Source organism: Butyricimonas synergistica DSM 23225 (genome assembly GCF_000379665.1).
Classification (GTDB): Bacteria; Bacteroidota; Bacteroidia; order Bacteroidales; family Marinifilaceae; genus Butyricimonas; species Butyricimonas synergistica.
The window spans coordinates 1,277,374-1,299,701 of the sequence record NZ_KB903359.1 but is presented as its reverse complement, the minus strand read 5'-3'; the positions used below and the strand labels follow the sequence as shown (position 1 = coordinate 1,299,701).

The following is a 22,328-nucleotide window of genomic DNA, read 5'->3' as shown; positions in this document are numbered from 1 at the left end:
TTCGTTGCCTCGACATATCAACCCTATTACCGTATATCTGTGCTATGGAGGTGGTTGGGAGAGGCTTCTGTGGAGGGAGAGTATTACCATGGGATTACCATTGATTTTCTAAGGGATTTCATATTTGATTTAATGAAAATAGGATTCAAGTTTTTTTATATATTTAGATTAAATATCTTGTTATACAGCTTATTATATGATTTTTTCTCCTTCATTTTCAATTTTCAACTTTCAATTTTCAATTATTTTTGTCCCCCATTTTCCCGTATTGTTGTCTTTATATAAAAGACAGTAAAATTATCATGGAAATAGATAAGATTAAACGAGTGGTTTCAGGACGTGCTTCCGCGGAAGAACAACAGGAGGTGAAGGCTTGGGCGGAGGAGTCGGAGGAGAGGATGCGATTGTTGAATGATGCGGAGATGTTCTACGAGGGAAAGATGTTCGATGAAGAGGAGGAGCAAGAACGGATCGAGGGGATGTGGCGGCGGATGCGATTGCCCCGGCAGAAACGGCGGACGATGGCTTGGCGGCGTTGGGTGACTGTGGCGGCGTGCGTGGCAGTCGTGGCGGGTGTTGCTTTGTTGATGCAAAATACGAATGATGGAAGTGAGGAACGGGCGGCGTTGCCCCGGTTGGCTCATTCCAAGGGGGTACAGTTGATATTGCCGGACGGGAGTACGCACCAGATCACGGCAGCGACGACTTCGATAGTGAATATCCCCGGGTTTAAAGTAGACGAGAATATCGTGGTACAGGAAAAGCAGGAGGTTGCCGATACGGCTGTTGTGGAATACACGGAGATTATCGTGCCTTGCGGGGGGGAATACTCGTTAATGCTTGCTGACGGGACAAACGTGATCTTGAATTCGGAAACCCGGGTACGATTCCCGAACTCTTTCACGGGAGCGAAACGAAAGATATTTTTAAGCGGAGAGGCTTATTTCAATGTTGCCCGGGATGAAAACCGTCCTTTCTTGGTAGAGTTTTTAGGGGGGACGGTTCGGGTATTGGGTACCCAGTTTAACGTGAAAGCGTACATGAGCCAGAATACATACGCTACTTTGGTTTCCGGTAAGGTGGAAGTCGTATCGGGGCGTGATTCGATTGTTTTGAAACCCGGCGAGTTATGCGAGATCGCGGCGAATGACCGGTCGCTTTCAGTACGAGAGGCTGACCTGATGACCGTTTTGGCATGGAAAAACGGAGATTTCGTGTTCAAGAATGCATCGTTGGAGCAGGTCATGGACGAGTTGGCTCGCTGGTACGATGCGGAGATTGTTTACGATTCCGAGGAGTTCCGGGGGATGAAATTCCATATTTATATGGATCGGGCTAAAACTCTGGAAGAGGCTTTGGGTGTCATCTCAAAAATGGGGGAAATAACCTATAAGATAGAAGGAAGAAAAGTTATTATCCATAAGCGATAAAAAACGACGAGAGATGTTGGTCCATCTCTCGCGTACAAAGTCGCTGTATATTTCAACAGTCACATTAATGTTTACAAAGCTATGAAAAAAAATCGACAAAATATCAAAGGAGAAACTTGAAAAATTAGGGCGAGAGCCGTGCGGAATTAGCAGAACATACTTCTAGCAAGTAAATTAGAAAGATCGATAAACGGAGATATGGCAAACGAGATGTTGGTCCATCTCGTTGTCTGTACCCGTTGTATATAAATGTCACATTAATAATAAAACTTTATGAGAGAAATTCGACAAAAGCTTCTTGGGAATTTTCCCAGGGGAGGGAAAATGTCCCGATGGGGTATTTATTTATTGTTCGTGTGTTTCTTGGGCATTACGAATATTCAGGCACAAACAGAGGGTGCCGTAAAAGTGAATTTGGATGTTCAAAACACTTCTTTGATTAAGATTATCGAGAGTCTGCGCATGCAGACCCGTTACAATTTTTTGTTTAACTCGGACGAGTTGAGCGGGTATACCGGCATCACGGTAAAAATGCAATCCGTAACGTTGAAACAAGTGCTCGATTCTCTATTGGTCGGTCGCAAGACGGGGTTGGAATACTCGATAGAAGAAAAAACAGTTATAATAAAGAGGGCAGCTAAAAAAAGCGTGAAGGTATGCCGTCTTTCCGGGGTGGTTTTGGATGTACAAAAACAAACGATGCCGGGGGTAACGGTGAAAGTGGAAGGGATGACGCTCGGTACCGCGACGAATAATGAAGGAAAGTTTGTACTTGAATTACCGATAGAGAAAGGAACTCTCGTGTTTTCTTTCGTGGGATTCAAGACGAAGAGTATTCCTTTCACGGCGGGGAAAGAGTTGACCGTGACGCTGGAAGAAGAAGTTTCCGATTTGGATGAGGTAACCGTGATTGCTTACGGGGAACGGAACAAGCGGGAATTGATCAGTTCCATTTCGTCCGTGAAAGCGAAAGATTTGGAGGAGATTCCTTCTGCCAGCTTCGAGAATTTGTTGCAAGGGCACATGGCGGGTGTCGAGGTTAATAACGTGGCGGGTTCTCCCGGTGGCGGAGGTACGAAAGTGTCTATTCGTGGGTATAATTCTTTGTTGCAAGAGGGAATAAATGACGGATCGCCTTTGTATGTGATTGATGGAATCCCGATGCATTCTTTTACTTCTCCCATCACGGGAACGAACACGCTGGCGGAGTTAGACCCCTCGACGATCGAATCGGTTGAAGTGTTGAAAGATGCCGCTTCTGCTGCGATTTACGGTTCACGGGCAAGTAACGGTGTTATTCTAATTACGACGAAAAAAGGGAAAATGGGTAAGGCTAAATTCTCTGCCAACGTGTCTTATTCCAGTTCTATCCTACCGGAAACGCCGACTCAGATCAGCGGTCATGGCGAGAGGATGTGGCATATCATGATGGCTAGAAATGAACGTGCGGCTTATCAAAATGAGAACTATGAATATTTTTTCCCGAACTCTTATGAGGATGTGTTCGGAAAATACTATGGTGCTTATGATTTCTTTTGGAATAGTGGAATTCCTATGCGCCAGGGGGAGGTTATCCGGCAATTGCAGGATAGTTTGAATCCTTTTTACAATAATTCCACGAATTGGTGGAAATATGCTTTCCGGACGGGGAAAATATTGAACGCGAATATACAGGCATCCGGTGGATCAGAGAATTTCAAATATCTGATTGGATTGGGATGGTATGATGAGAAAGGAATTATGCTGGGGAGTGATTTCAAACGGGTGAATTTTATCAGTAATTTGAATGCTAATTTGCGAAAGAATATGACGTTGGATGCCCGCGTGTATATGGCATACACCGACAGAAGCAAAGGTGTCGGTTACACGGGATTTGGCGGGGGACACAAGATTGAAGCGTTTACTGTCGATCCCATGCGAAATTCTACTTTATTGCCCGGTGGAGGAAGTGTCGTGGAGGAGGAAATGTTAAAGAATTTGAGCGGTAGTGTCGAAAGCGATCTTTCGTTTAATATCCGCGGAAGCGTGGCTTTATCTTATGAAATTATAAAAGGACTGAAGTTATCGGCAAATGTGGCAATGGACTTTGTTCAGTCGCAAAAAAATGCTTTTGATCCCAGTTACTTGAGTTGGGATAATATGAGCATTTCCACGGGAGAGATCGGTCAGAACATGATGTTCCAAACGGAAGAGCTGTTGAATTATAATTTTGATATCAGGAAAAATCATCATTTCGATTTGTTATTGGGTTTTACCTATTCCCGGTGGGTAAAAAATGAGTTCAGTGGCAAAGGTCAAGGAAGCCCCAGCGACGATATTCATTACGTGCTGGATGGTTTCCCCACGATAGATGTGAGTTATGGAACAGCCCGGGCTTTACAGTCCTACCGCTCCAATTCGGAGAGAAAGCTTCTGGTGAGCGGTTTCGGGCGTATTGCTTATAATTATAAACAAAAATATCTGACCGAGTTTACCCTGAGAAAGGATGGTTCTTCCGTGTTTGGGAAAGATGTACGTTGGGCAACGTTCCCTTCCGTGGCGGTTGGTTGGGCTTATTCCGAGGAAAATTTCCTGAAGGATATCTGGTGGTTGAGTTATGGAAAACTCCGGGCATCCTGGGGGAGATCCGGGCAACAGTTCGATCAGGCTTATCTGGCGTTGGGAACCCTGTCAATCGGGGGAAATTTTATGGGAAATGTCGGCGTCCGTCCGGGCGCTCTTTTGAACTCGAAACTAACTTGGGAAGAAACAGATCAATACGATATCGGTTTAGACCTAGATATTTTTGATTATCGTTTGAAATTTAAAATGGATTATTATTACAAGTACTCTAAATCGTTGTTGTATAACGTGAAACTTCCCGGGGATGTTTATTTGTTAGACACTCAGTGGCAGAACGTGATGGAAATCTCCAATGAAGGGCTCGAGCTGGAAGCGTTCATTGATATTTTCCGCGAGTCGGCTGTGAAATGGAGGGCTAAATTTAATATCTCCCGAAACTGGAACCGTTTTGAAAAATCATACACGAATATGGATATAGACGGTCTTGTTGTCGGAAGGTCTATTGCCGGGATTTATACATATAAAGATGAAGGTATTATTCAAGATGCCAAGGAACTTCCTGTTTATCCGGATCAGATCGGGAATAAGCGTCCGTTGAATTTCGGTGATCAATCCTATCCGGTGCGCGCGGGAATGAGAAGATTGACAGATATGAATATGGATGGAAAAATCGATGCAGAGGATATGTATTATGCCGGATCGGCTTTGCCTGTTGTTTACGGGGGATTCGCGAACGAGATTAAATGGAAGAATTTTGACTTGAACCTGATGTTGACTTATTCGCTCGGGAGGAAAATTGTGAATGCGTACATGGAGCCTTCATTGGCATTTGATAAGAATTTTAAACCTATACTCACGGATTACCGGGGTAAAACTTTTTGGCAGAAGCCGGGAGATGTTACCGACTATCCTTCGTTGGAGGCAGGATCTATCGGTTATACAGGACAATATTCCGGAATTGTCGACTCCCAAATCGAAAGGGTGAATTATATGCGGGTGAAGCAGTTGACTATCGGGTACAATCTTCCTAAAGATATTGTCAATAAAATTCATCTTGACGGGGTTCGAGTATTCTTCACGGGAGAAAATCTATTATTGTGGACAAATTACTCGGGTGTAGATCCGGAAGTGGTGAATCCTTCTTCAGGGATAGATAATGGAATGAATTACCCGTTGGCAAGGAAATTAACCTTAGGTTTAACCGTAAAATTCTAGTTATGAAAAAATATGTATATGTTTTATGTTGCATTCTGCTGACGGCTTGTGATTCTCTGCTGGATGTTGTCCCGGAGAATGCCTCCACGATAGGTAATTTTTTCAAGAGTGAAAAGGAGTTGGAATCTATCACGGCAGAAATGAATAGTATTATAAGATCTTATTTTCTGGATAATAACGCTCATGCTTACATGGGGGTGCTTTCAGATAGAACACAGGGATTCGAGGAGGTGAGAAATTTGAGTCCTTCTGCTTTGGATGAAAACAGTTCGCCCTATATCAATTGGAAAAATCATTATGATGCTATTTATCTAGCGAATCTTATTCTTGAAAATGTCAGAAATATAAAAAATGTGGAAGCCGGGCGAGTGGATTTTCATGTTGGGCAGGCTTATTTTGTAAAGGGATTATTGTATTTCGACTTGGCGCGTCGTTGGGGGAAGGCAATCATCACGAAAAGTACATCCGCGACGGGTGCTTATGCGACTAGCCCGACCTTGGAGGTGATCGATACGGCAATCGTGAACGCTCGTAAAGCTTTTGATATTCTTCCTCTTTTCGAGGATATGAAGGATATTTCGGGCAACGTGTGCACCATAAAACAATACGGGTGCAAGGGGGCTGCTGCCGCGTTATTGGCTCATCTATACGCTTGGAAAGGGAGCATGATTGATTTATATGGTTATGAAGGTGATTCCAAAAAATGTTACGAGGAGTCTATTGATTGGGCTACTCAGTTGATCACGAAGAAAGTGGGGCAATACGAGTTGGCGCGTACACCGGAGGAATTGTGTCGGTATATGTCCGACACGAAGACGGTAAACCCGGAAAGTATTTTCGAGTTAATGCTTGATACATATGCGTCTTCTTGGCCCACGAGTCAGGTTTGGGCTCGTTATTACGTGAATTGGCCAGTGAATAAATATGCAAGCCTCGGGAATTTTGAATATGATAATACTTTCTATTTAAATAACGAGACGATAAAAGGGATATATGCCGAAAATGACAAGAGAAGGGATGCGTTTTTTTATAAATTTAAAGAAGCTTCACAAGACACTTCGAAATATTATACCGGATACGCATACTTGTATAAATGGCGCGAGGGGTTGTATGTGGCTGATGCGTATTCAGATACAGGGGAAGCTTTCGCCACGTTTGATGCAAATTTTAGTTATTGGAGATTGGCTGACATCTATTTGTTGAGAGCCGAGTGTTACGCGAAATTAGGAGATAGCCGGGCGAAAGACGATTTGAATAGAATCCGGGAAAGGGCTGGTGCGGCACTCTACCCGGCTGCCGGAGACGGAGATTTGCAGTATGCTGTTTTCAAAGAAAGGGAAAAAGAGTTGATCGCCGAGGGGCATCGTTACTACGATGTTGTCCGCAACCAGTATTTCAGAACGGAGCTGAGCCCGGCGTTTTCCCGCTTGACAGATCAGGACGTGAAAGACGGGGCTTTGTTTTTACCGATCAGCAAATCGGCATTCGCGATAAATGATATTATTCGGCAAAATCGTTATTGGGCTAAACTTTTCTAGTTGTTGAATTTTAAAAAGGATATAATATGAAATATATATTATTCATGGGTATTTTTTTCCTGTTGATGTCGTGTAACACGAAATACAATATTATCGATACAGGTTTGGCTAACGGGAAATTTGCCGGGAATATGTACGAGTACCTGCAATCCAGCAGTTACGATTGGGATAGCACCCGTTTGATGATAGAGAGAGCCGATTTGGTCGATTTGTTTGAAGGAAAAAGAGAAGGATTTGAGCAAATTACATTCTTCGGTCCGACCAATCATTCTATTCGGCGATATATGTTGAGAGAAGGAATAACCAGTATCGCGGAAATGGATCAGAAGTTTTGTTACGAGATGATTATGAGGTGTGTGGTAAAGGGAAAGCATATGCGTGATGATATTCCCCGCGGTAAAAATACGGCAAATGAATATGATGAAAACCAAGGTACTGGTGGTACTGTTTTCACGGGTGCCATGGGGAACCGTTTTTGGATTTATTCTTTTCAGGAATCTTATAATGACGTGGCGGGAGTTGGTGCTGTCGTGCTTTATATCAAATCTTTAGAAACGGGAGGGACAATGATTGATGTTGCCTCAACCGATATCGAGCCGACGAATGGGGTGGTGCATTCCTTACACTATAATTTCACTTTGGGAGAGTTATAATAATAGTATTAATTATTTAATTGAAAAAGATGAAATCGATATATACTTTGTTTTTTCTGGTATTTGCGTTGTGGAGTTGCCATGACGTGAAGGTCGGGTATTTGAAAGCTGATAAGGCGGAATATGATCCCGCTTCTATTGTCGTTCGGAAAGAGTTGGACCCGGTAGAAGATGCGCTCCGGATAAAGAATGAAACCAATTGGGTGTCTCCTAAAGTACAGGGAGTATTGGGTACTAATCCCTTGAAATACGAGTTGATTGACGTGAATGTTTCCGAGGGGGGCGACAAGGAGTTGTTCAAGAGGGAAGTGATTGTACGGGGAGGCGGTATTATGGAATTGCCTTTACACACGACGCTTCCCAAAGGTCGGTACGAGGTAAGCCTGCGCGTGTATAATGACGATTATTCCGCGGAGTTAAAGGATGCTTTTACTTTTATTGTTGAATGATTAATGAGGAAATGAGATGAAAAGGAGTATTTTGATGATGGTTGTTTGTCTGGTGTTTGCCTTCAACGGCTTCGGGCAAGGAATCAATTTTTTCAAGGGAAATTACCAGGAGGCGTTGGAGAAAGCTGCCGCTGCTAATAAATTGGTTTTTATTGACTTTTATACCGAATGGTGTGGTCCGTGCAAGTTAATGGCGAAGGACGTGTTCACCGATAAAAATGTTGGCGATTATTATAACGAAAAGTTTATAGCCATACAGTTAGATGCGGAGGCCCCTGCCAATAAATCTGTCGTGAAGCAATTTAAAGTTAATTCTTATCCTACTTTAGCTTATCTTCGGGCTGACGGGAAAGTGATTTTGTTGGCAACGGGTTCTTCGTCGGTAGAAGAATTTATCAAACAAGGTAAGGTGGCTACCGGGGATGAACTGGGATTTGAAGACTTGTACGCTAAATACAAGAGTTCTAAAAACGATTTGGACATTCTTCAGCAACTTCTAAAAGAAGCTCCTTCTTTTGTGTCTGCACAAGAAGGTATTGAGGCTGAGAAATGGGTAAGTCGTGTCAATAAAATGTACAACGAGTACATCAAACAGAAGATGGGACCGGATTTGATCAACAAAACGGACTATAGCATTATTCTGACTTTTCACGATAACACGAAGCAAGATGATCCTCTGATCGAGTTTATCAACAAGAATCTTGCCGCTTACCGGCAGGCAATGGGTGATGCCCCGGCGTATTTCGTGATCGAGCATAACGATAACGTGATGAAAAATCTTGCCAAAGCGGGAAAGGTAGATTACAAGAAATACCTGGAACGCGTGCAGGGTGATTTGAAAGCTGCTTATGATGTTATTGTCGATGCGAAGGTGTCGCCATACGAGAAATCCAAGTGTTATTATGATGGTCTTTACACGTTGTATTACAAGAAAGACGTGCAGGGGTACATGGAGCAAATGAACCGTTATTTTGAAATCCTGGGAGAAAAGGTTACGGGTGAAGATTACGGTGCTGCCGCGCAGAATATGTACGATGCGATGGGAAGTAAATTACCGAAAGAGGTACATCTCCAGGCTATCGAATGGATGAAACAGGCGGTGAAGGGTAAAAATGTTGCCCCTATGGATAAAGTGAATTATCTCGTGATGCTTGGCGATTCCTATAAAATGGTCGGGGAGTATGGCAGCGCGAAAGAGTGTTACAACCAGGCTTTGGTGGAATCCTACCAGATCGATATGAAAATGACCCAGATGATGATTCAGAATGCCGTTCAGGGTAAGCTGGGAGAATTGGAATTATTACAACAGGAGTAAGATGAATATGAAATTTTTAGTGTTAACGAGCCTTGTTTATTTTATTTTAGCAGGGTGTCAATCCGAAAAGATTGAAGTTTCGAAAGAGAAAAAGAACGATCGTACGGAAATGTGGGAAATTTTGATTTCTAAATCGGTGTTTTCCTCTCCCGATAGTAAGAAATGTGATGTAGTTAATGATAGGGTTTCTGCTTTGGTGGATAGTTTGGTCGGTGATTTTAAAATGCAGGTAACGGAGTATAACAAGGCGTTTGACACGATTCCCGACGGGGAGCCGATGCGTCCGTTGGAGATGTTCGTGGAGGATAGTGTATTCATGGCGAATAACAATTATATCAGTACGCGTCTGAAGGTGTATATCTCTCTTGGAGGGGCGAATGGCGAAACAAAGTATTATGCCATTAATTGCGATTTGAATCACGAGCGTTTGCTGTCGAAAGGAGAAATTTTGAATCTGAAACAAGAATGTGAAATCAACGGTTTGTTGAAAAAAGAATTCAGAAATCCGGATCATTGCTTTACCGGCGAGCCGACGGTTGCGACCTGTGCGGCACTTAACTTCACGGTTAAGAACTTGTGTTTCACGTACGAAAAATACGTGTTGGGGGCAGGTGCTTGCGAGGACGTGGAAGTGAACGTCGACCGCTCGATGTTAAGTAATATGTTGTTGATAAAATAATAGTAGTGTAGTGTGCTTCACCAGTAAATTTCAGGTAAGAATATAAAAATTTGGATCCTGAAACTCCGAATAGGGCTGGAAAAAAATTCTTTTGTAGGAATGGCTTCCAGCCCTAGTTTTATGTACGCGTAAATTAATGTCGGAGATTGTGGATGAAGGGAAAATGATCAACCGGGCGGGGAGAGAAAGGTTCCTCGATCAAAATAGGAAGAGAACGGGTTGAAATAAGGAAGAGAACGGGAAACAACTCCAGTACAACATTTCCACGGGTATGGAATAGCACCGGATGGGCGGATTGCGGAAGGATTGCTATTGTTGTCAAGTATTATAGGAGAAGCTTTATCATTGCCTATCCACTATTTGTACGGGAGGGAAATAGGGTGAGAAAACCATTTGTTGAATAGTAAAATTAATAATAAAAAAGTAATACCAAATGTAATTTCGAGTATTCTTTATATAGAAATATTGTTTTCTAGCGTGATTGCCCAACGAGTTAAATATTAATTATTAAAATTTCACGTATGAAAAAAATTATTTCTATTTTCGGTTTTATTTTCATTCTTATAGTAGGAATGGGAATGACAGCTTTTTCGCAGACAACACCTAGTAAGGTAGACATAACGATTAATGTTATATGTACGGATGGACGTAACTTTGATCAATGTACTACTATGATAGAGGTAGAAGAAGAAAACGAAGAAGGAAAGAAAGCGTGGAAGGAATATAGAAAAAAGATAGTTATTGGATTAGCATCTTTTAGCTATGTAGAGAGCGTTCCTGCTAATAAAAGATTTAGGGTCGTAACAAAAGCTAATAGAGGTACAGTGCGTATAGAAGAAACGACTGCGGCACATGTACCTAGTAATGTGAGATCGGTAAGTATTAATCTAACATTTCGTGGTGTTACATCTTTAAATTTTATTCAGGATATTGTAAATGAGCATGATCAAATAAGAATTCCTTTTAGACGTAAGGAAGATATATGAATTCAATAGCTTTTATTGAATTGGAATATTTTTTTGTTGACTTGAAGAAGGGGATACTCTGTTTAGAGCCATCCCCTTCATAATCCATAAAAAGAATCGTTATGCATATTCAAGAGATAGACACGATAGCCCGTTATGAAAGTCAGATGATAACTCGTGGGAGTTTATGGAAGATTTTCTTATTTGTGAGTGTTGCCTATATTATTTATGCTCTATACCCTCGCAATGATTATTATTTGTGGAATAAAATAGCCTTGGATTCTTCAATTCCCTTTGCCAGTGCTTATTATTTTAATTTGATACAAATTCTATTTATTATTTTCATTGCCACAAATCAGGAAAAACGGCAGAGAATGAGATCTGCATTAGAAGTTATGAATGTTTATCCTTCGAGTAATTCTTTTGTCTTTTTGGGAAGGACAATGGGAATACTCAGATCATTTCTTTACTTGAATATTCTTGTGATTTTTGCTACGGTGATGGTTCATCTTCTTACCTATCCGGTTCCCTTTTCCCTGTTCATTTATCTTTTCTATTTTATTACACTAGTTTTCCCCACGTGTGTTTTCACGTTGGGTTTATCGCTGTTGGTTGCATACTTCGTGCGCCATCTCTTTTTGAGTATTACTATATCGGTGACAATGATGATTCTTGTTTACTTGTATCTTCCGGAGGTTCTTTATGGTTCGCTTGATCCGTGGGCGAGAACTTTGCCCAATAGTTTTTCTAATTTTGGAGGACACGTGAATCTATTCCCGTATTTTTTGCAGCGGTGTATTTACCTGCTGTGGGGAGTGGGACTCCTGTGTTTGGCAGTTCTTGGGATGCAGCGAATTCCTAATTATCCTCGAAAAAGATGGCACTACACGTGTAGCGGAACATTCGTGTTGTTATTGGGAATATTATTGTTACATAGTTACCTGAACTTGTTTTACCGGAACGAGAAAACAAGAGATGAATACAGGGCTGGCTTCTTGCATGTTCAAGATTGCCCGCTTGCCTCCGTGCTCACGCATGATATTATTTATCAATCGCACGATGTCGGATTTTCGGCAACCAGCGAGCTCGCCCTCCAGAATTCCACGAAAGAACCTATAAATCAATTGATCCTTTTTCTAAATCCCGGGTTAACGATTACTTCTATAGAATGTGAGCAAAAACAGCTTTCTTTCCAGAGGGAGCATCAGGTTGTCATTATTGATTATTGTTTGCAACCCAATGAAAAAGTCTCTCTTTTGATGCACTACGAGGGAGATATTGACGAAAATATTTGTTATCTGGATATACCGGCGAAAGCTTTTTATAACACGAAGAACAATAATCGTGGTATTCAATATCATGGCAGGCAATTCTCTTTTTGTTCAAAAGATTATACTTTGTTATATCCCGAATGCTTTTGGTATCCCGTGGCTGTTCCTCCGGTTAATTTGCGCTCTCCTTTGGAATACCAAATGGATTTTACAGTCTATAACTTATCCGTGAAGAATATAGAAGGGAAAATAATCTTGTCACAAGGACAAAAGGACGAGGGAAATATTTTCACGAGTTTCCGCTCCTCTCAAGCGTTACCCGGCATCAGCTTATGTATCGGAGATTATCTTCGGAAATCTATACTGGTGGATAGTATGCCGATAGAGTTTTACTAACATCCTCGTAGTCAATTCCTAGTGGATGAGTACAAGGATTGGAATTTAGTCTCGGGTCAATATTCTTTGGATGAGACGGCTTCTCATATGTATTCTTTCGTGGAAGAGTTAATATTGCAAGGAAAATATCCATTTAAACGTCTCACTTTTATCGAAACGCCTGTTTCATTCGCCGGTTATCCCCGGTGGTGGAAAAAAGATAGCCCGTTGACACAGCCTGAATTAGCTTTTATCCCGGAACGGGTGGCTACACAAATTTATACTCCGCCTTTTTTTAGGAAAAAATCCAGTTGGCGTATAGATTATTATCTTGAACCCGGTGAATTGGAGAGTAGCATTGTTCAAAAGTTTTTTGCCTGGTACTGCCAAGATAGTAAAGTTAATTTTATCTCTCAGACAAGAGAGTTTACCGGTTTCATCCATTCCCATCGCTATCCCGGGATCAATAGTGTTATCCGGCGGCTTATTGATATGAAAGACGGACATAAACTCACGAGTGAGGGATATAATGAAGGACTTGAAGGGGCTGCCAGGTATTTTGACCAGCATTCTTTGAAAGATGCGATTTATGACTCGACACTTGATAAACGTGCATTCCAGGGTTGGTTCCTGTATAAAGTAATTGACTTCCGATCTTGGATATCGACGACAATAGACTGGTTTCGTTTTGAACGTTTTTTGTTAGATTTTTCGGAAGAATGTAAATTTCAAGTCGTTGATTTTGAAGTTCTCCGTCAAAAGTATTTGGAAAAATTTGATTTCGACCTGAATACACTGCTTGATAAAAGCTATTTTGACAAAGGAGTGCCGGCTTTGATATTGAAAGATATTAAACACATGAAATTAGAGAATGATCCAGAAGTAGAATATATCAAATTGCATTTTAAGGTATATAATCCAAGTAAAACGGATGGCATCGTTACCATAATCAGTGCGGCAAGCTATGTGGGAGAGAACTTTAAAGTACATAATTATATCGTTGAAGCGGGTGGCTGTAAGGAAATAAAAGTACTTTTCAATTACACTTCCCAGCAGATTTTTCATACTAATTTATCACATAATATTCCATCTAGTATTATTTTCAGCTTAGCCAGTGCGATAAACTCACAGAATGGAGAATGTACGCGGGATACAACCCAAGGAATTTTTGATATTGATGCATCATCTTTCTTCGTTGCTCCCGGTGAAATTATCGTGGATAATACAGATGATAATTTTCAGGTTATCGGTCCCAGACAAAAACAGATGAAATTGGCAAATCTGATTAAAAAGCAAGATAATAAATATGCTATTTTATCCGAAAATTTGCCTCGTTGGAAAGAGGTTATCGATATGAATTATTATGGAGACTATATAAAAAGTGCCTTTTGTAAAGAATCGGGTACCGGAGATTATCGGGCAGAATGGAATGCCACCTTGCCCCGTGAAGGAATGTACGAGTTGTTTGCTTATTGTGTACCTATAAAGAGAGTTGGCTATATCTCGAATAATGTTCCGAGTATGACTTCGTATTATACCATCCGGTCTGAAAAAGAAAGTCGAGAGGTCATTTTAGACCGGGAATTGGATACAGGCGGATGGATCTCTTTAGGGAAATACAATTTCCCTGAAAATACAAAAGTGACAGTCGCTCTTGATGATCGTGCCGGGGATCTCATTCTGCATCCCCTGTTAAAAGGTTTTGCGATTGATCTGGCGTATATGCAGCAAATAGTGACCGCAGATGCGATTAAATGGGTATATACCGAAGAATGATAAAGTTTTTAGATATTAAGGGCGTGCAAACGACCAATGCGTGTGTATAATCTTCCATTGGTCGGACGGGGTCAATTTGTAAACCTCCGTGCAGTTCATTCTGAATACCTGTCCGTCTCGATGAGCCTCGTAGCTGTATGTCAGGACGGCTACATCTGTTGATACTTGCACTGTTGGATTTATCATTTTATACGAGTCGATTTTGATTTTTCCCCGGACTGTATTATAATAATCTTCGAGGGCTTTTTTCCCTTCCAGTTTATTCTCGAAAGCCGGGTCAATATATACAACATCGTCAGAAGACAGTTCTATAAAACCATCCGGGTTCCCGTTATTCCATAATTTTAAAGCTTGTTCTTCCAGGGTTATAGTAGTAGATTTAACATCTTCGCAACTCGTGTATCCGGTCATAAAATAGGTGTTTAAAATGTTATTTGATTACTTTCATATTCGTATCATTTCCAAATTTGACAAATATAAACAAAATAACTAGATTTCCTCTATATCATTATGCCGTGCGGATTGGGAAAATTGTGGAGTAAGTAAAGTCGGATTGTTTTTATTGTATAAATTAAATTTTATCTTTGTGTTGTTCTACTAGCGGTAAATAGGGTGAAAATTGGATGACAGAGTCAGAGAAAAGAAAGCGATTTGAGTCCGTGTATCTTGATTATTTTCAAGCTATACATGATTTTTGTAACTCTTTTTTGAAGGATGGAGAGTTGGCTCGGGATGTTGCTCAGGATGCGTTCTTTGCTCTTTGGAATAATTTTGATCCTGCTTATTCGGAAAAGGAGATTTTGTCTTTTCTTTACACGACGGGGCGGAATAAATGTTTTGACCAGTTGCGTCTTCAAAAGGTGGTGGAAAGTAAAATCAAGGATTTGAAAGATACGATCTATTCTGACACCTTCTTTTTAGATGAAGTTACCCGGAGAGAGACTTATCGGATCGTGCGGGAGTCGATCAATAAATTGCCGGAACGTTCACGCCAGATAGCCTTGCTTGCCCTTCAAGGATATTCGACTCAGGAGATAGCCGATGAACTGGAAGTTTCGATCAATACCGTGAAAACGTTGAAAAAAAATGCGTACTCGAAGTTAAGGGAAATTATTAATAATCAGTATGTAATTTTGATCTTGCTAAAATATTTCATTTAATTTCCGTTGTGCCGTTCACCCGTTTTTTTGACTTCTTCGTATGATAGATGATTTAAACGAAAAGATCACGATGAAGCAAAAAATTTACGAACGATTGGATTTAGGCAAACAATTTGCCAAGCGTCTGACAGAACGGGATGCGGTGCACGATGAACTTGATCAGCAATTGGAGGAAGATCCGGATTTGAAGGAGCTTTACCATGATATTGCGGCAAATCTTCATACTGTAGATTGGAAGCCGACAGGCAGGCAGGAATGGTTGGATTTCCAAAAGAAGTATCTTTTCCGAAGACAACGCCGTCGTAATTTGATTCTTCGATATGCTGCGGTTGCCTGTGTCCTTGTGTCGGCAGTGGTCGTCTGGTCCTTGTATTTCTCCCGTCAGGAGGAGCCTGCCGTGGTAATGTCTGCTGCGGGTAATCTTCCGACACTTTCCGTGAACGATCAGGTTTTTGCATTGGACTCGGGGGGTATCAAACGACTCTTGCAACAAAAACACGTTGTTATGCAACAAACTGATAAAGAATTGGTTTATTTGACAGATTGTGGCTCTTCCGTTGTTTCGGAATGGCATACGATACGGGTTCCCCGACAAGCCGAATTTACCCTCGTGCTTACGGATGGCAGCCGTGTGCGTTTGAATACCGGGACGACTCTTCATTACCCGGTTCCCTTTACGGGAGATACCCGGGAAGTTCGGGTGGAGGGAGAAGCCTTTTTCGAAGTTGCTCCGGATAAAGATAAACCTTTTATCGTTCATTTCGAGGATAATAGTGTTACTGTTTTGGGAACGGAGTTTAATATCTCTTGTTATAAGGAACAACCAAGCCATACCACGTTGGTAAAAGGTTCCGTGCGCTTGAGTAATTCTCTTGATGCTGTGGTTCTTCTTCCCGGACAGGAAGGGATTATTTCGTCTTCCCGGGAAAATATTACCGTTCGGGAAGCGGATATAAATGTCGTGACGGCATGGCTTAACAATCGTTTCTATTTTAAAGAACTTCCTTTATCCGAGATCATGAAGGCTTTGGGGGAATGGTATGATGTCGGTGTGTTGTTTGATAACAAGAGTACCGGGGATATGCTCTTTTCTATCGAAACGAAACGTTATGAAGATATTGATAGTGTGTTGACGATTCTCGAGAGTACGAAAAAAGTAAAATTCACGAGGAAAGATAATATGATACAGGTAAAAAGTAATTTATAAAAAACGGAAAGTCCGTTAAACTTTCCGTTCGCAATCCTTCTCGCCGTACGAGAAAAAATTGTTTTTAAATTTATTACAATTCAAAATTATGAAAAAAAATCGATTTATTCAGTTCTTGCATTTACTTTTTTGCTTGCTCGTTCTGCCCGGCATAACGACAATAGCACAAATGCAAGAACAACGATTCGACTTGAGAATGCAAAACGCGGGATTGAGTCAGGTCATTGAAAAGTTGAGGGAAATAAGTAATCAGACATTTGCTTATCAGCTCGATGATGTAAAGCCTTATACCGGAATTAGTTTCGACTTGAAGCAAAAAACCGTTCCGGAGATATTGGACGAATGTTTAAAGAAAACGGATTTGTCTTGGCAGCGTGTGGATCAAACTATTATTATTTTCAAGCGTTCCTCTTCTCCGGAAGTACGTTCTATTGTTATCAAAGGTTTTATCCGGGACAAGAAGGAAGAAACGATGCCGGGGGTGACGGTTAAGTTGGTCGGAGCTTCCGTGGGAACGGCTTCGGATGTCAACGGTTGGTTTCTCATTAAATTACCCGTTTTGAAAGGAAAGTTGGAATTTTCTTTCGTGGGGTATAAGACACGGACTTTGGATTTCACGGAAGAAACTGCGAAAGATACTTTGCGGGTCGTGCTGGAAGAAGAGGTTTCGGCGTTGGATGAGGTTGTGGTGACCGGAGTATTCACGAAAGCCAAAGAAAGTTACACTGGGGCTGCTACGACGATCACGGCAGCTGACTTGAAACGGGTGGGAAACCGGAATATATTGAGTTCTATCCGGAATTTTGACCCGAGTTTCAATATCGTGGATAACCCGACAATGGGTTCCGACCCGAATAGCCTGCCGGATATTACGATCCGCGGTAATTCGAGTATGACGTCTAATGTCAAAGATTTGCAGTCGGAGTCACAAAACACACAATCGGCGAATATGCCGTTGTTCATCATGGATGGGTTCGAGATCACGCTGGAACGGATGATGGATCTTGATGATAATCAAGTGGAGAGTATCACGTTGCTGAAGGACGCGAGTGCGACTGCCATGTACGGGACCCGGGGGGCTAACGGGGTCGTGGTAATCACGACAAAGCAACCGGAAGCCGGTAGATTGCAGTTGACGTATAAAGGCGGTCTGGCAATAGAGGCACCGGATTTGACTTCGTATAATTTGTTGAGTGCCAAAGAAAAGTTGATATACGAAAAAGCGGCGGGGCTTTACCTGTATAATTCGGGTCCCGGGGCTAACCAGCATAACTTGGAAGCACTTTATAATTCCCGAATGCTTGCTGCCGAGCGGGGGGTGAACACCTATTGGTTGAAATACCCAGTACGCACGGGCGTGGGACATAACCACAGTTTGCGTCTGGAAGGGGGACGTGAGGAAATTCGTTATGCCGTGGGATTGTCGTACAAGAATATTGCCGGGGCGATGAAGGGTTCGGAGAGAAATACTTTGAACGGCAATGTTTTTCTTTCCTATAAATTGAAAAATCTGACCTTCCAGAACGATTTGCAGGTAGCGTCGAATAAATCTCAAAACTCTCCCTACGGAACGTTTTCGCAGTATGCTAAGCTCAATTCCTACTGGAAGCCTTATGATGATGAGGGTAATCTATTGATGATCTTGGATGAGCGAATTTATTCCAACGAGGCGTACGGGGATTCTTACAGCAATACGGTGTACAATCCCTTGTACAATGCTTATCTACCAAGTATTGACGAGAGTAAATACACGCAGATTACCAACAATTTTGCCGTAGAATGGAGTGTTTTGCCGGAACTGGTGCTACGGGGTAAGTTCAGCGTGACATCTAAAAGTTCACGTTCGGACAAATACAAGCCGGCGAGCCACACGGATTTCTTGAAATACACAGGCGACGACTATGGGCGGCGCGGTTCTTATGAAATGGGTCTTGGCGAGAGTTTTAAATATGAAGCGGATTTCACGCTGAATTACAACAAGACTTTTCAAGGTGTACACCAGGTATACGTGGGTTTAGGCTATAATTTTGCGGAGGAAAAGTCAGAAAATTATTCATTTTTTGGCGAAGGGATTCCGGATGATTATTCAGACTTTATCGGGCTTGCCGCTTCTTATAAAAAAGACGGCTCACCCTATGGTGACGAGGGTATTTCCCGGCGAGCGGGTGGTATAGCGAACGTTAATTATACTTATGACCGTCGTTATTTTATTGATATATCCGGCAAACTAGAGGGGTCTTCTAAATTCGGCGCGGACAATCGTTACGCTTCTTTCTGGTCGGTCGGTGCTGGTTGGAATATTCATCAGGAGCATTTTCTGAAAGACAATATGCTGTTGAACACGGCACGTCTGCGCGTGTCTTACGGTACGTCGGGTGCGCAAAATTTCTCTCCCTATCAGGCGATGCGGACTTTTAAATATTTTAGTGAGCAGAACTACAACGGCAACGCGGGGGCATATCTGTTAGGTATCGGTAATCCGGATTTGGGATGGCAGAAGACGGGACAGTTGAATATCGGTATGGAATTGGGCGTGTTTGACAATCGTTTGAAAGTGAACGTGGACTGGTATAATAAATTGACGGACGATATGTTGGCAGACATCACGTTGCCGTTGGCGGGCGGTTTCGGCAGCTACAAGGCGAATATTGGTAAAGTGCAGAACCGGGGTGTGGAAGTATCGTTGAATGCTTACCTGATTCGCGATAGCGAAAGTAACCTTTTCTGGTCTGTCGGGGGAACGATTCTTTACAACAAGAACAAAATCAAAAAGATTTCCAATTCCTTGGAGTTCCTGAATGAAGAATTGTTGGCAAGCGACGGTGCTAATCCCAGCTTCCTGTTCAAGGAAGGGCAATCCATGAATACAATTTTTGCCGTACGTTCTTTAGGCATCGACCCGGCGAACGGTAAGGAAATTTACTTGAAAGCGGATGGACATACCCAGACTTATGAATGGGATGTGAAAGATAAAGTAGCTTGCGGTGTGACAGACCCGAAAGTATGGGGTAATTTCAACACCATGTTCCGGTTCCGGGGATGGACGCTGAATGCCGTTTTCAGTTATCGTTGCGGAGGGCAGATGTATAACTCGACTTTGGCAAACAAGGTGGAAAATATCCACCCGATTAACAATGCCGACAAACGTGTGCTTTATAGCCGATGGAAAAATCCAGGAGATCATGCTAAATTCAAAAGTGTGACCGATCTTTCAAGTACGCAGGCAACAAGCCGTTTCGTGGCAGACGAGAATACACTGGAATGCGGTAGTATTTCTTTGGGATACGAATGGAGTTCCGAGTGGCTGAAGAGAAACCTTTCCATATCCTACCTGTCATTGACCGGATATGGCGAAGATATTTTCCGAGTATCGAGTATCAAACAGGAACGCGGTACCAGTTACCCTTTCGCACGGAAATTTTCATTCTCTCTATCAGTCAGATTTTAACCGTTAAAATGAATATAATATGAAAGTAACGAGAACAAGATATTTTGACTGGCTGTTGGTTGCCATGCTCGCGTTGGCTTGCAGTTGCAGCGATTGGCTGGATGTGAATCCCCGCACGGAGATGAAAGAAGAGGATATGTACCAGAGTGAGAAGGGATTCAAAAATGTGATGAATGGTATTTATATACAATTGGCTGCCAAAGAATTGTACGGGAAGAATACAAGTTATTATTTTCCGGATTTACTGGCGGGTTATTGGTACAAGACTTCCAATACGACGGAAACTTATATCGCTTCCTTTAATTATAGCGAAAGTAACGTGGAAAGCGTGATTCAGACGATTTGGAGTAAATATTATACCGTAGTGGCGCATATCAACGATTTGTTGGAGAATCTGGAGAAGACCGACGTGCAATTCTCTTACGGGAACAAGGAGTTGTTGCTGGGTGAGGCTTACGGTCTGCGTGCCTTTATCCACTTGGAGTTACTTCGTCTGTTCGGTCCGGTACCGGCAGGGGCGACGGATGACATGGTGGCTATTCCTTACGTGACGGAGATCACTCGTGAACCGTCGAAATTGGTATCCGTGAGTTACGGGAAGGTAAAGGAGAATATTCTGAAGGATCTGGAACAGGCAGAGAAATACCTGCAAGAAGATCCGTTTGCTCTCGGGAATATGTTTGATTTCAATAATCCGGGTAGCAACGGCATAAAGTATACACCGGACGACGATTGGCATTACTATCGTCAGACACATTTTAACCGGTATGCAGTAGATGCGCTGCGTGCCCGTTTTTATCATTGGATTGGCGATGGTGGGCAGGCTGCAATTTACGCTAAAAAAGTGGTAGAGGTTGAAAATACGGACGGAACGAACAAGTTTAAACTGGCGACGGAAGCTAACAGTTACACGATAAGCACGGGAAAGAATCTGGTGATGCAATGTGAGCATATTTTCGCATTGAATTGTTCAAGTCTGCAAAAAATCATCAACGGGGTAATGATGTCTTCTTCCACTGCAAAACCGAAATTGTATTTGACCAACTCGTGGGTAGCGAACGTGTACGAGAAATCGGAAACGGATATTCGTTGCCGGAGCGGTCGCTATTTCGAAGTGGACGGGACGAATGCCTATTATCTGAAATATTACAAGAGCGGGGTTATCGAGCCTATTAATATGGTTCCGTTGGTACGTCTTGCCGAGATGTATTTGATTTTAGTGGAAGATTTGCCTTTGGATGAAGCTAAGGGGTATTTCGAAACTTACCGGCAAGCGCGCGGGATGGATGTCAGCATAAATATTAATAGTGAAACCACAAGAAAAAGCCAGGTGGAGAAGGAGTACCGGAAGGAATTCTGGGGAGAGGGACAGATGTTTTATTATTATAAGTTGCATAATATTACCAGTTGGAGTATTCCGCAGAGCGTGACAATCCCGATGAACGGGTTCGTGGTACCGAAGCCGCAGGGACAAACGGCATTTGAATAATTGAAAATTGATTTTGGATATGAAGAAGATATTAAAATATATAGTTCCGGTAGTAGTTTTGCTGGCAACAGCTTGTTCGCGGCATGACGCTTTGATGTACGAGAGCGATCCCCGAGTGTGTTTTTATAGAGGGGATGACGGATACGGGCAACAAGACAGTATCCTGCATAGTTTCTTTTTAGTATCGGACACGCAGGACAGGGATACAGTGTGGGTGGAACTTGCGTTGATGGGTTTCCCTGCGGATGAGCCTCGTGCGGTGAATATCGTGCAGACAAATAAGGATGCGGCAGATGCAGCTGTAGCCGGTACACATTATGTGGCATTGGATGATCCGGAAGTGGTGAACCAGATTGTTATTGGAGCCGGGCAAGCTGTTACTAAAATTCCAATTATTCTGTTGCGTGATATATCACTGAAAACAGGGAAGAAACGGTTGGAATTGACTATAGAGGAGAATGCGTATTTCAAACCGGGAATTGATGCAGACCGGAATTTTATGATACAGACTACAGAATTGGCGGAAAAACCGGGTAACTGGGATGATAAAGGCAGTTGGAAAAGCTATTTTGGAGAGTGGAGTTCCCAGAAAATGTGGTTTATCGTGAATTACTTGGGATTAACAGAGTTTGAGGAAACATATGACACCGGGTACAAGACTTACCTGAAGTTGAAGGCTCATTCGAAATTGAACGAGTACAACGCTTCGCATGACGAACCGCTTTGTAATAACCCGAACAAACATCACGAGGAAGGAGAGGTTTGTAAAGATTGTGTAGTATTCCCTTAATTAAAA

At 42.2% G+C, this 22,328-nt stretch carries 16 protein-coding genes; 15 read left to right on the top strand and 1 reads right to left on the bottom strand.

The genetic code is table 11. The annotated features are described in order from the left end of the window. Nucleotides 1-302 precede the first annotated feature (302 nt). The 10 genes from A3CY_RS0105715 to A3CY_RS0105665 all read left to right on the top strand — a co-directional run bounded on the left by A3CY_RS0105715 (nt 303) and on the right by A3CY_RS0105665 (nt 14,228). Nucleotides 303-1,430, top strand: a complete 1,128-nt coding sequence (locus A3CY_RS0105715) for a FecR family protein (protein WP_018336946.1) — start codon at nt 303-305, stop codon at nt 1,428-1,430. 273 nt (nt 1,431-1,703) lie between these two features. After that, complete coding sequence (locus A3CY_RS0105710) at nt 1,704-5,207, top strand: SusC/RagA family TonB-linked outer membrane protein (protein WP_018336945.1); 3,504 nt, start codon at nt 1,704-1,706, stop codon at nt 5,205-5,207. Between the two features lie 2 nt (nt 5,208-5,209). Then, nucleotides 5,210-6,745, top strand: a complete 1,536-nt coding sequence (locus A3CY_RS0105705; protein WP_018336944.1) for a RagB/SusD family nutrient uptake outer membrane protein — start codon at nt 5,210-5,212, stop codon at nt 6,743-6,745. A 26-nt stretch (nt 6,746-6,771) separates the two neighbouring features. After that, nucleotides 6,772-7,398, top strand: a complete 627-nt coding sequence (locus tag A3CY_RS0105700) for a fasciclin domain-containing protein (RefSeq protein WP_026207352.1) — start codon at nt 6,772-6,774, stop codon at nt 7,396-7,398. Nucleotides 7,399-7,427: 29 nt separating this feature from the next. Beyond that, nucleotides 7,428-7,847 carry a hypothetical protein gene (locus tag A3CY_RS0105695; RefSeq protein ID WP_018336942.1) on the top strand — a complete coding sequence of 140 codons (420 nt, stop codon included), beginning with the start codon at nt 7,428-7,430 and terminating at the stop codon, nt 7,845-7,847. A gap of 16 nt (nt 7,848-7,863) precedes the next feature. After that, complete coding sequence (locus A3CY_RS0105690; protein ID WP_026207350.1) at nt 7,864-9,162, top strand: thioredoxin family protein; 1,299 nt, start codon at nt 7,864-7,866, stop codon at nt 9,160-9,162. Nucleotide 9,163: 1 nt separating this feature from the next. Continuing rightward, entirely contained in the window at nt 9,164-9,841 is a 678-nt protein-coding gene (locus A3CY_RS0105685; RefSeq protein WP_026207349.1) for a polysaccharide deacetylase family protein, read from the top strand. 521 nt (nt 9,842-10,362) lie between these two features. Beyond that, nucleotides 10,363-10,827: a hypothetical protein gene (locus tag A3CY_RS0105675; protein ID WP_018336939.1), complete on the top strand. Its 465-nt coding sequence runs from the start codon at nt 10,363-10,365 to the stop codon at nt 10,825-10,827. 641 nt (nt 10,828-11,468) lie between these two features. Next, the gene (locus A3CY_RS0105670) at nt 11,469-12,473 is read left to right on the top strand and encodes a M1 aminopeptidase family protein (protein ID WP_169503567.1); all 1,005 of its coding nucleotides are present in this window, start codon (nt 11,469-11,471) and stop codon (nt 12,471-12,473) included. 21 nt (nt 12,474-12,494) lie between these two features. Beyond that, on the top strand, nt 12,495-14,228 hold the full coding sequence (locus A3CY_RS0105665) for a golvesin C-terminal-like domain-containing protein (RefSeq protein WP_018336937.1): 1,734 nt from the start codon (nt 12,495-12,497) through the stop codon (nt 14,226-14,228). A gap of 15 nt (nt 14,229-14,243) precedes the next feature. Here the strand turns inward: A3CY_RS0105665 and A3CY_RS0105660 are convergent, their stop codons facing one another. Next, a complete protein-coding gene (locus A3CY_RS0105660; RefSeq protein ID WP_018336936.1) occupies nt 14,244-14,639 on the bottom strand; it encodes a YybH family protein in 396 nt (131 codons plus the stop codon). Nucleotides 14,640-14,851: 212 nt separating this feature from the next. Between A3CY_RS0105660 and A3CY_RS0105655 the strand changes: the two genes are divergently transcribed. From A3CY_RS0105655 to A3CY_RS0105635, 5 genes are all read left to right on the top strand, one after another. After that, complete coding sequence (locus tag A3CY_RS0105655) at nt 14,852-15,388, top strand: sigma-70 family RNA polymerase sigma factor (protein ID WP_018336935.1); 537 nt, start codon at nt 14,852-14,854, stop codon at nt 15,386-15,388. A gap of 40 nt (nt 15,389-15,428) precedes the next feature. Continuing rightward, a complete protein-coding gene (locus A3CY_RS0105650; protein WP_081619427.1) occupies nt 15,429-16,595 on the top strand; it encodes a FecR family protein in 1,167 nt (388 codons plus the stop codon). An 88-nt stretch (nt 16,596-16,683) separates the two neighbouring features. Then, entirely contained in the window at nt 16,684-20,043 is a 3,360-nt protein-coding gene (locus A3CY_RS0105645; RefSeq protein ID WP_018336933.1) for a SusC/RagA family TonB-linked outer membrane protein, read from the top strand. A gap of 19 nt (nt 20,044-20,062) precedes the next feature. Then, a complete protein-coding gene (locus A3CY_RS0105640) occupies nt 20,063-21,532 on the top strand; it encodes a RagB/SusD family nutrient uptake outer membrane protein (protein ID WP_026207347.1) in 1,470 nt (489 codons plus the stop codon). 19 nt (nt 21,533-21,551) lie between these two features. Continuing rightward, nucleotides 21,552-22,322, top strand: a complete 771-nt coding sequence (locus tag A3CY_RS0105635) for a DUF4843 domain-containing protein (RefSeq protein WP_026207346.1) — start codon at nt 21,552-21,554, stop codon at nt 22,320-22,322. Nucleotides 22,323-22,328: the final 6 nt, after the last annotated feature.

Bases quoted from the DNA above. Each gene is read 5' to 3' on its own strand.
- A3CY_RS0105645 (WP_018336933.1), top strand. From the start codon at position 16,684: ATGAAAAAAAATCGATTTATTCAGTTCTTGCATTTACTTTTTTGCTTG.
- A3CY_RS0105675 (WP_018336939.1), top strand. From the start codon at position 10,363: ATGAAAAAAATTATTTCTATTTTCGGTTTTATTTTCATTCTTATAGTA.
- A3CY_RS0105685 (WP_026207349.1), top strand. From the start codon at position 9,164: ATGAATATGAAATTTTTAGTGTTAACGAGCCTTGTTTATTTTATTTTA.
- A3CY_RS0105640 (WP_026207347.1), top strand. From the start codon at position 20,063: ATGAAAGTAACGAGAACAAGATATTTTGACTGGCTGTTGGTTGCCATG.
- A3CY_RS0105650 (WP_081619427.1), top strand. From the start codon at position 15,429: ATGATAGATGATTTAAACGAAAAGATCACGATGAAGCAAAAAATTTAC.
- A3CY_RS0105705 (WP_018336944.1), top strand. From the start codon at position 5,210: ATGAAAAAATATGTATATGTTTTATGTTGCATTCTGCTGACGGCTTGT.
- A3CY_RS0105655 (WP_018336935.1), top strand. From the start codon at position 14,852: ATGACAGAGTCAGAGAAAAGAAAGCGATTTGAGTCCGTGTATCTTGAT.
- A3CY_RS0105635 (WP_026207346.1), top strand. From the start codon at position 21,552: ATGAAGAAGATATTAAAATATATAGTTCCGGTAGTAGTTTTGCTGGCA.
- A3CY_RS0105715 (WP_018336946.1), top strand. From the start codon at position 303: ATGGAAATAGATAAGATTAAACGAGTGGTTTCAGGACGTGCTTCCGCG.
- A3CY_RS0105695 (WP_018336942.1), top strand. From the start codon at position 7,428: ATGAAATCGATATATACTTTGTTTTTTCTGGTATTTGCGTTGTGGAGT.
- A3CY_RS0105690 (WP_026207350.1), top strand. From the start codon at position 7,864: ATGAAAAGGAGTATTTTGATGATGGTTGTTTGTCTGGTGTTTGCCTTC.
- A3CY_RS0105710 (WP_018336945.1), top strand. From the start codon at position 1,704: ATGAGAGAAATTCGACAAAAGCTTCTTGGGAATTTTCCCAGGGGAGGG.
- A3CY_RS0105700 (WP_026207352.1), top strand. From the start codon at position 6,772: ATGAAATATATATTATTCATGGGTATTTTTTTCCTGTTGATGTCGTGT.
- A3CY_RS0105670 (WP_169503567.1), top strand. From the start codon at position 11,469: ATGATGATTCTTGTTTACTTGTATCTTCCGGAGGTTCTTTATGGTTCG.
- A3CY_RS0105660 (WP_018336936.1), bottom strand. From the start codon at position 14,639: ATGACCGGATACACGAGTTGCGAAGATGTTAAATCTACTACTATAACC.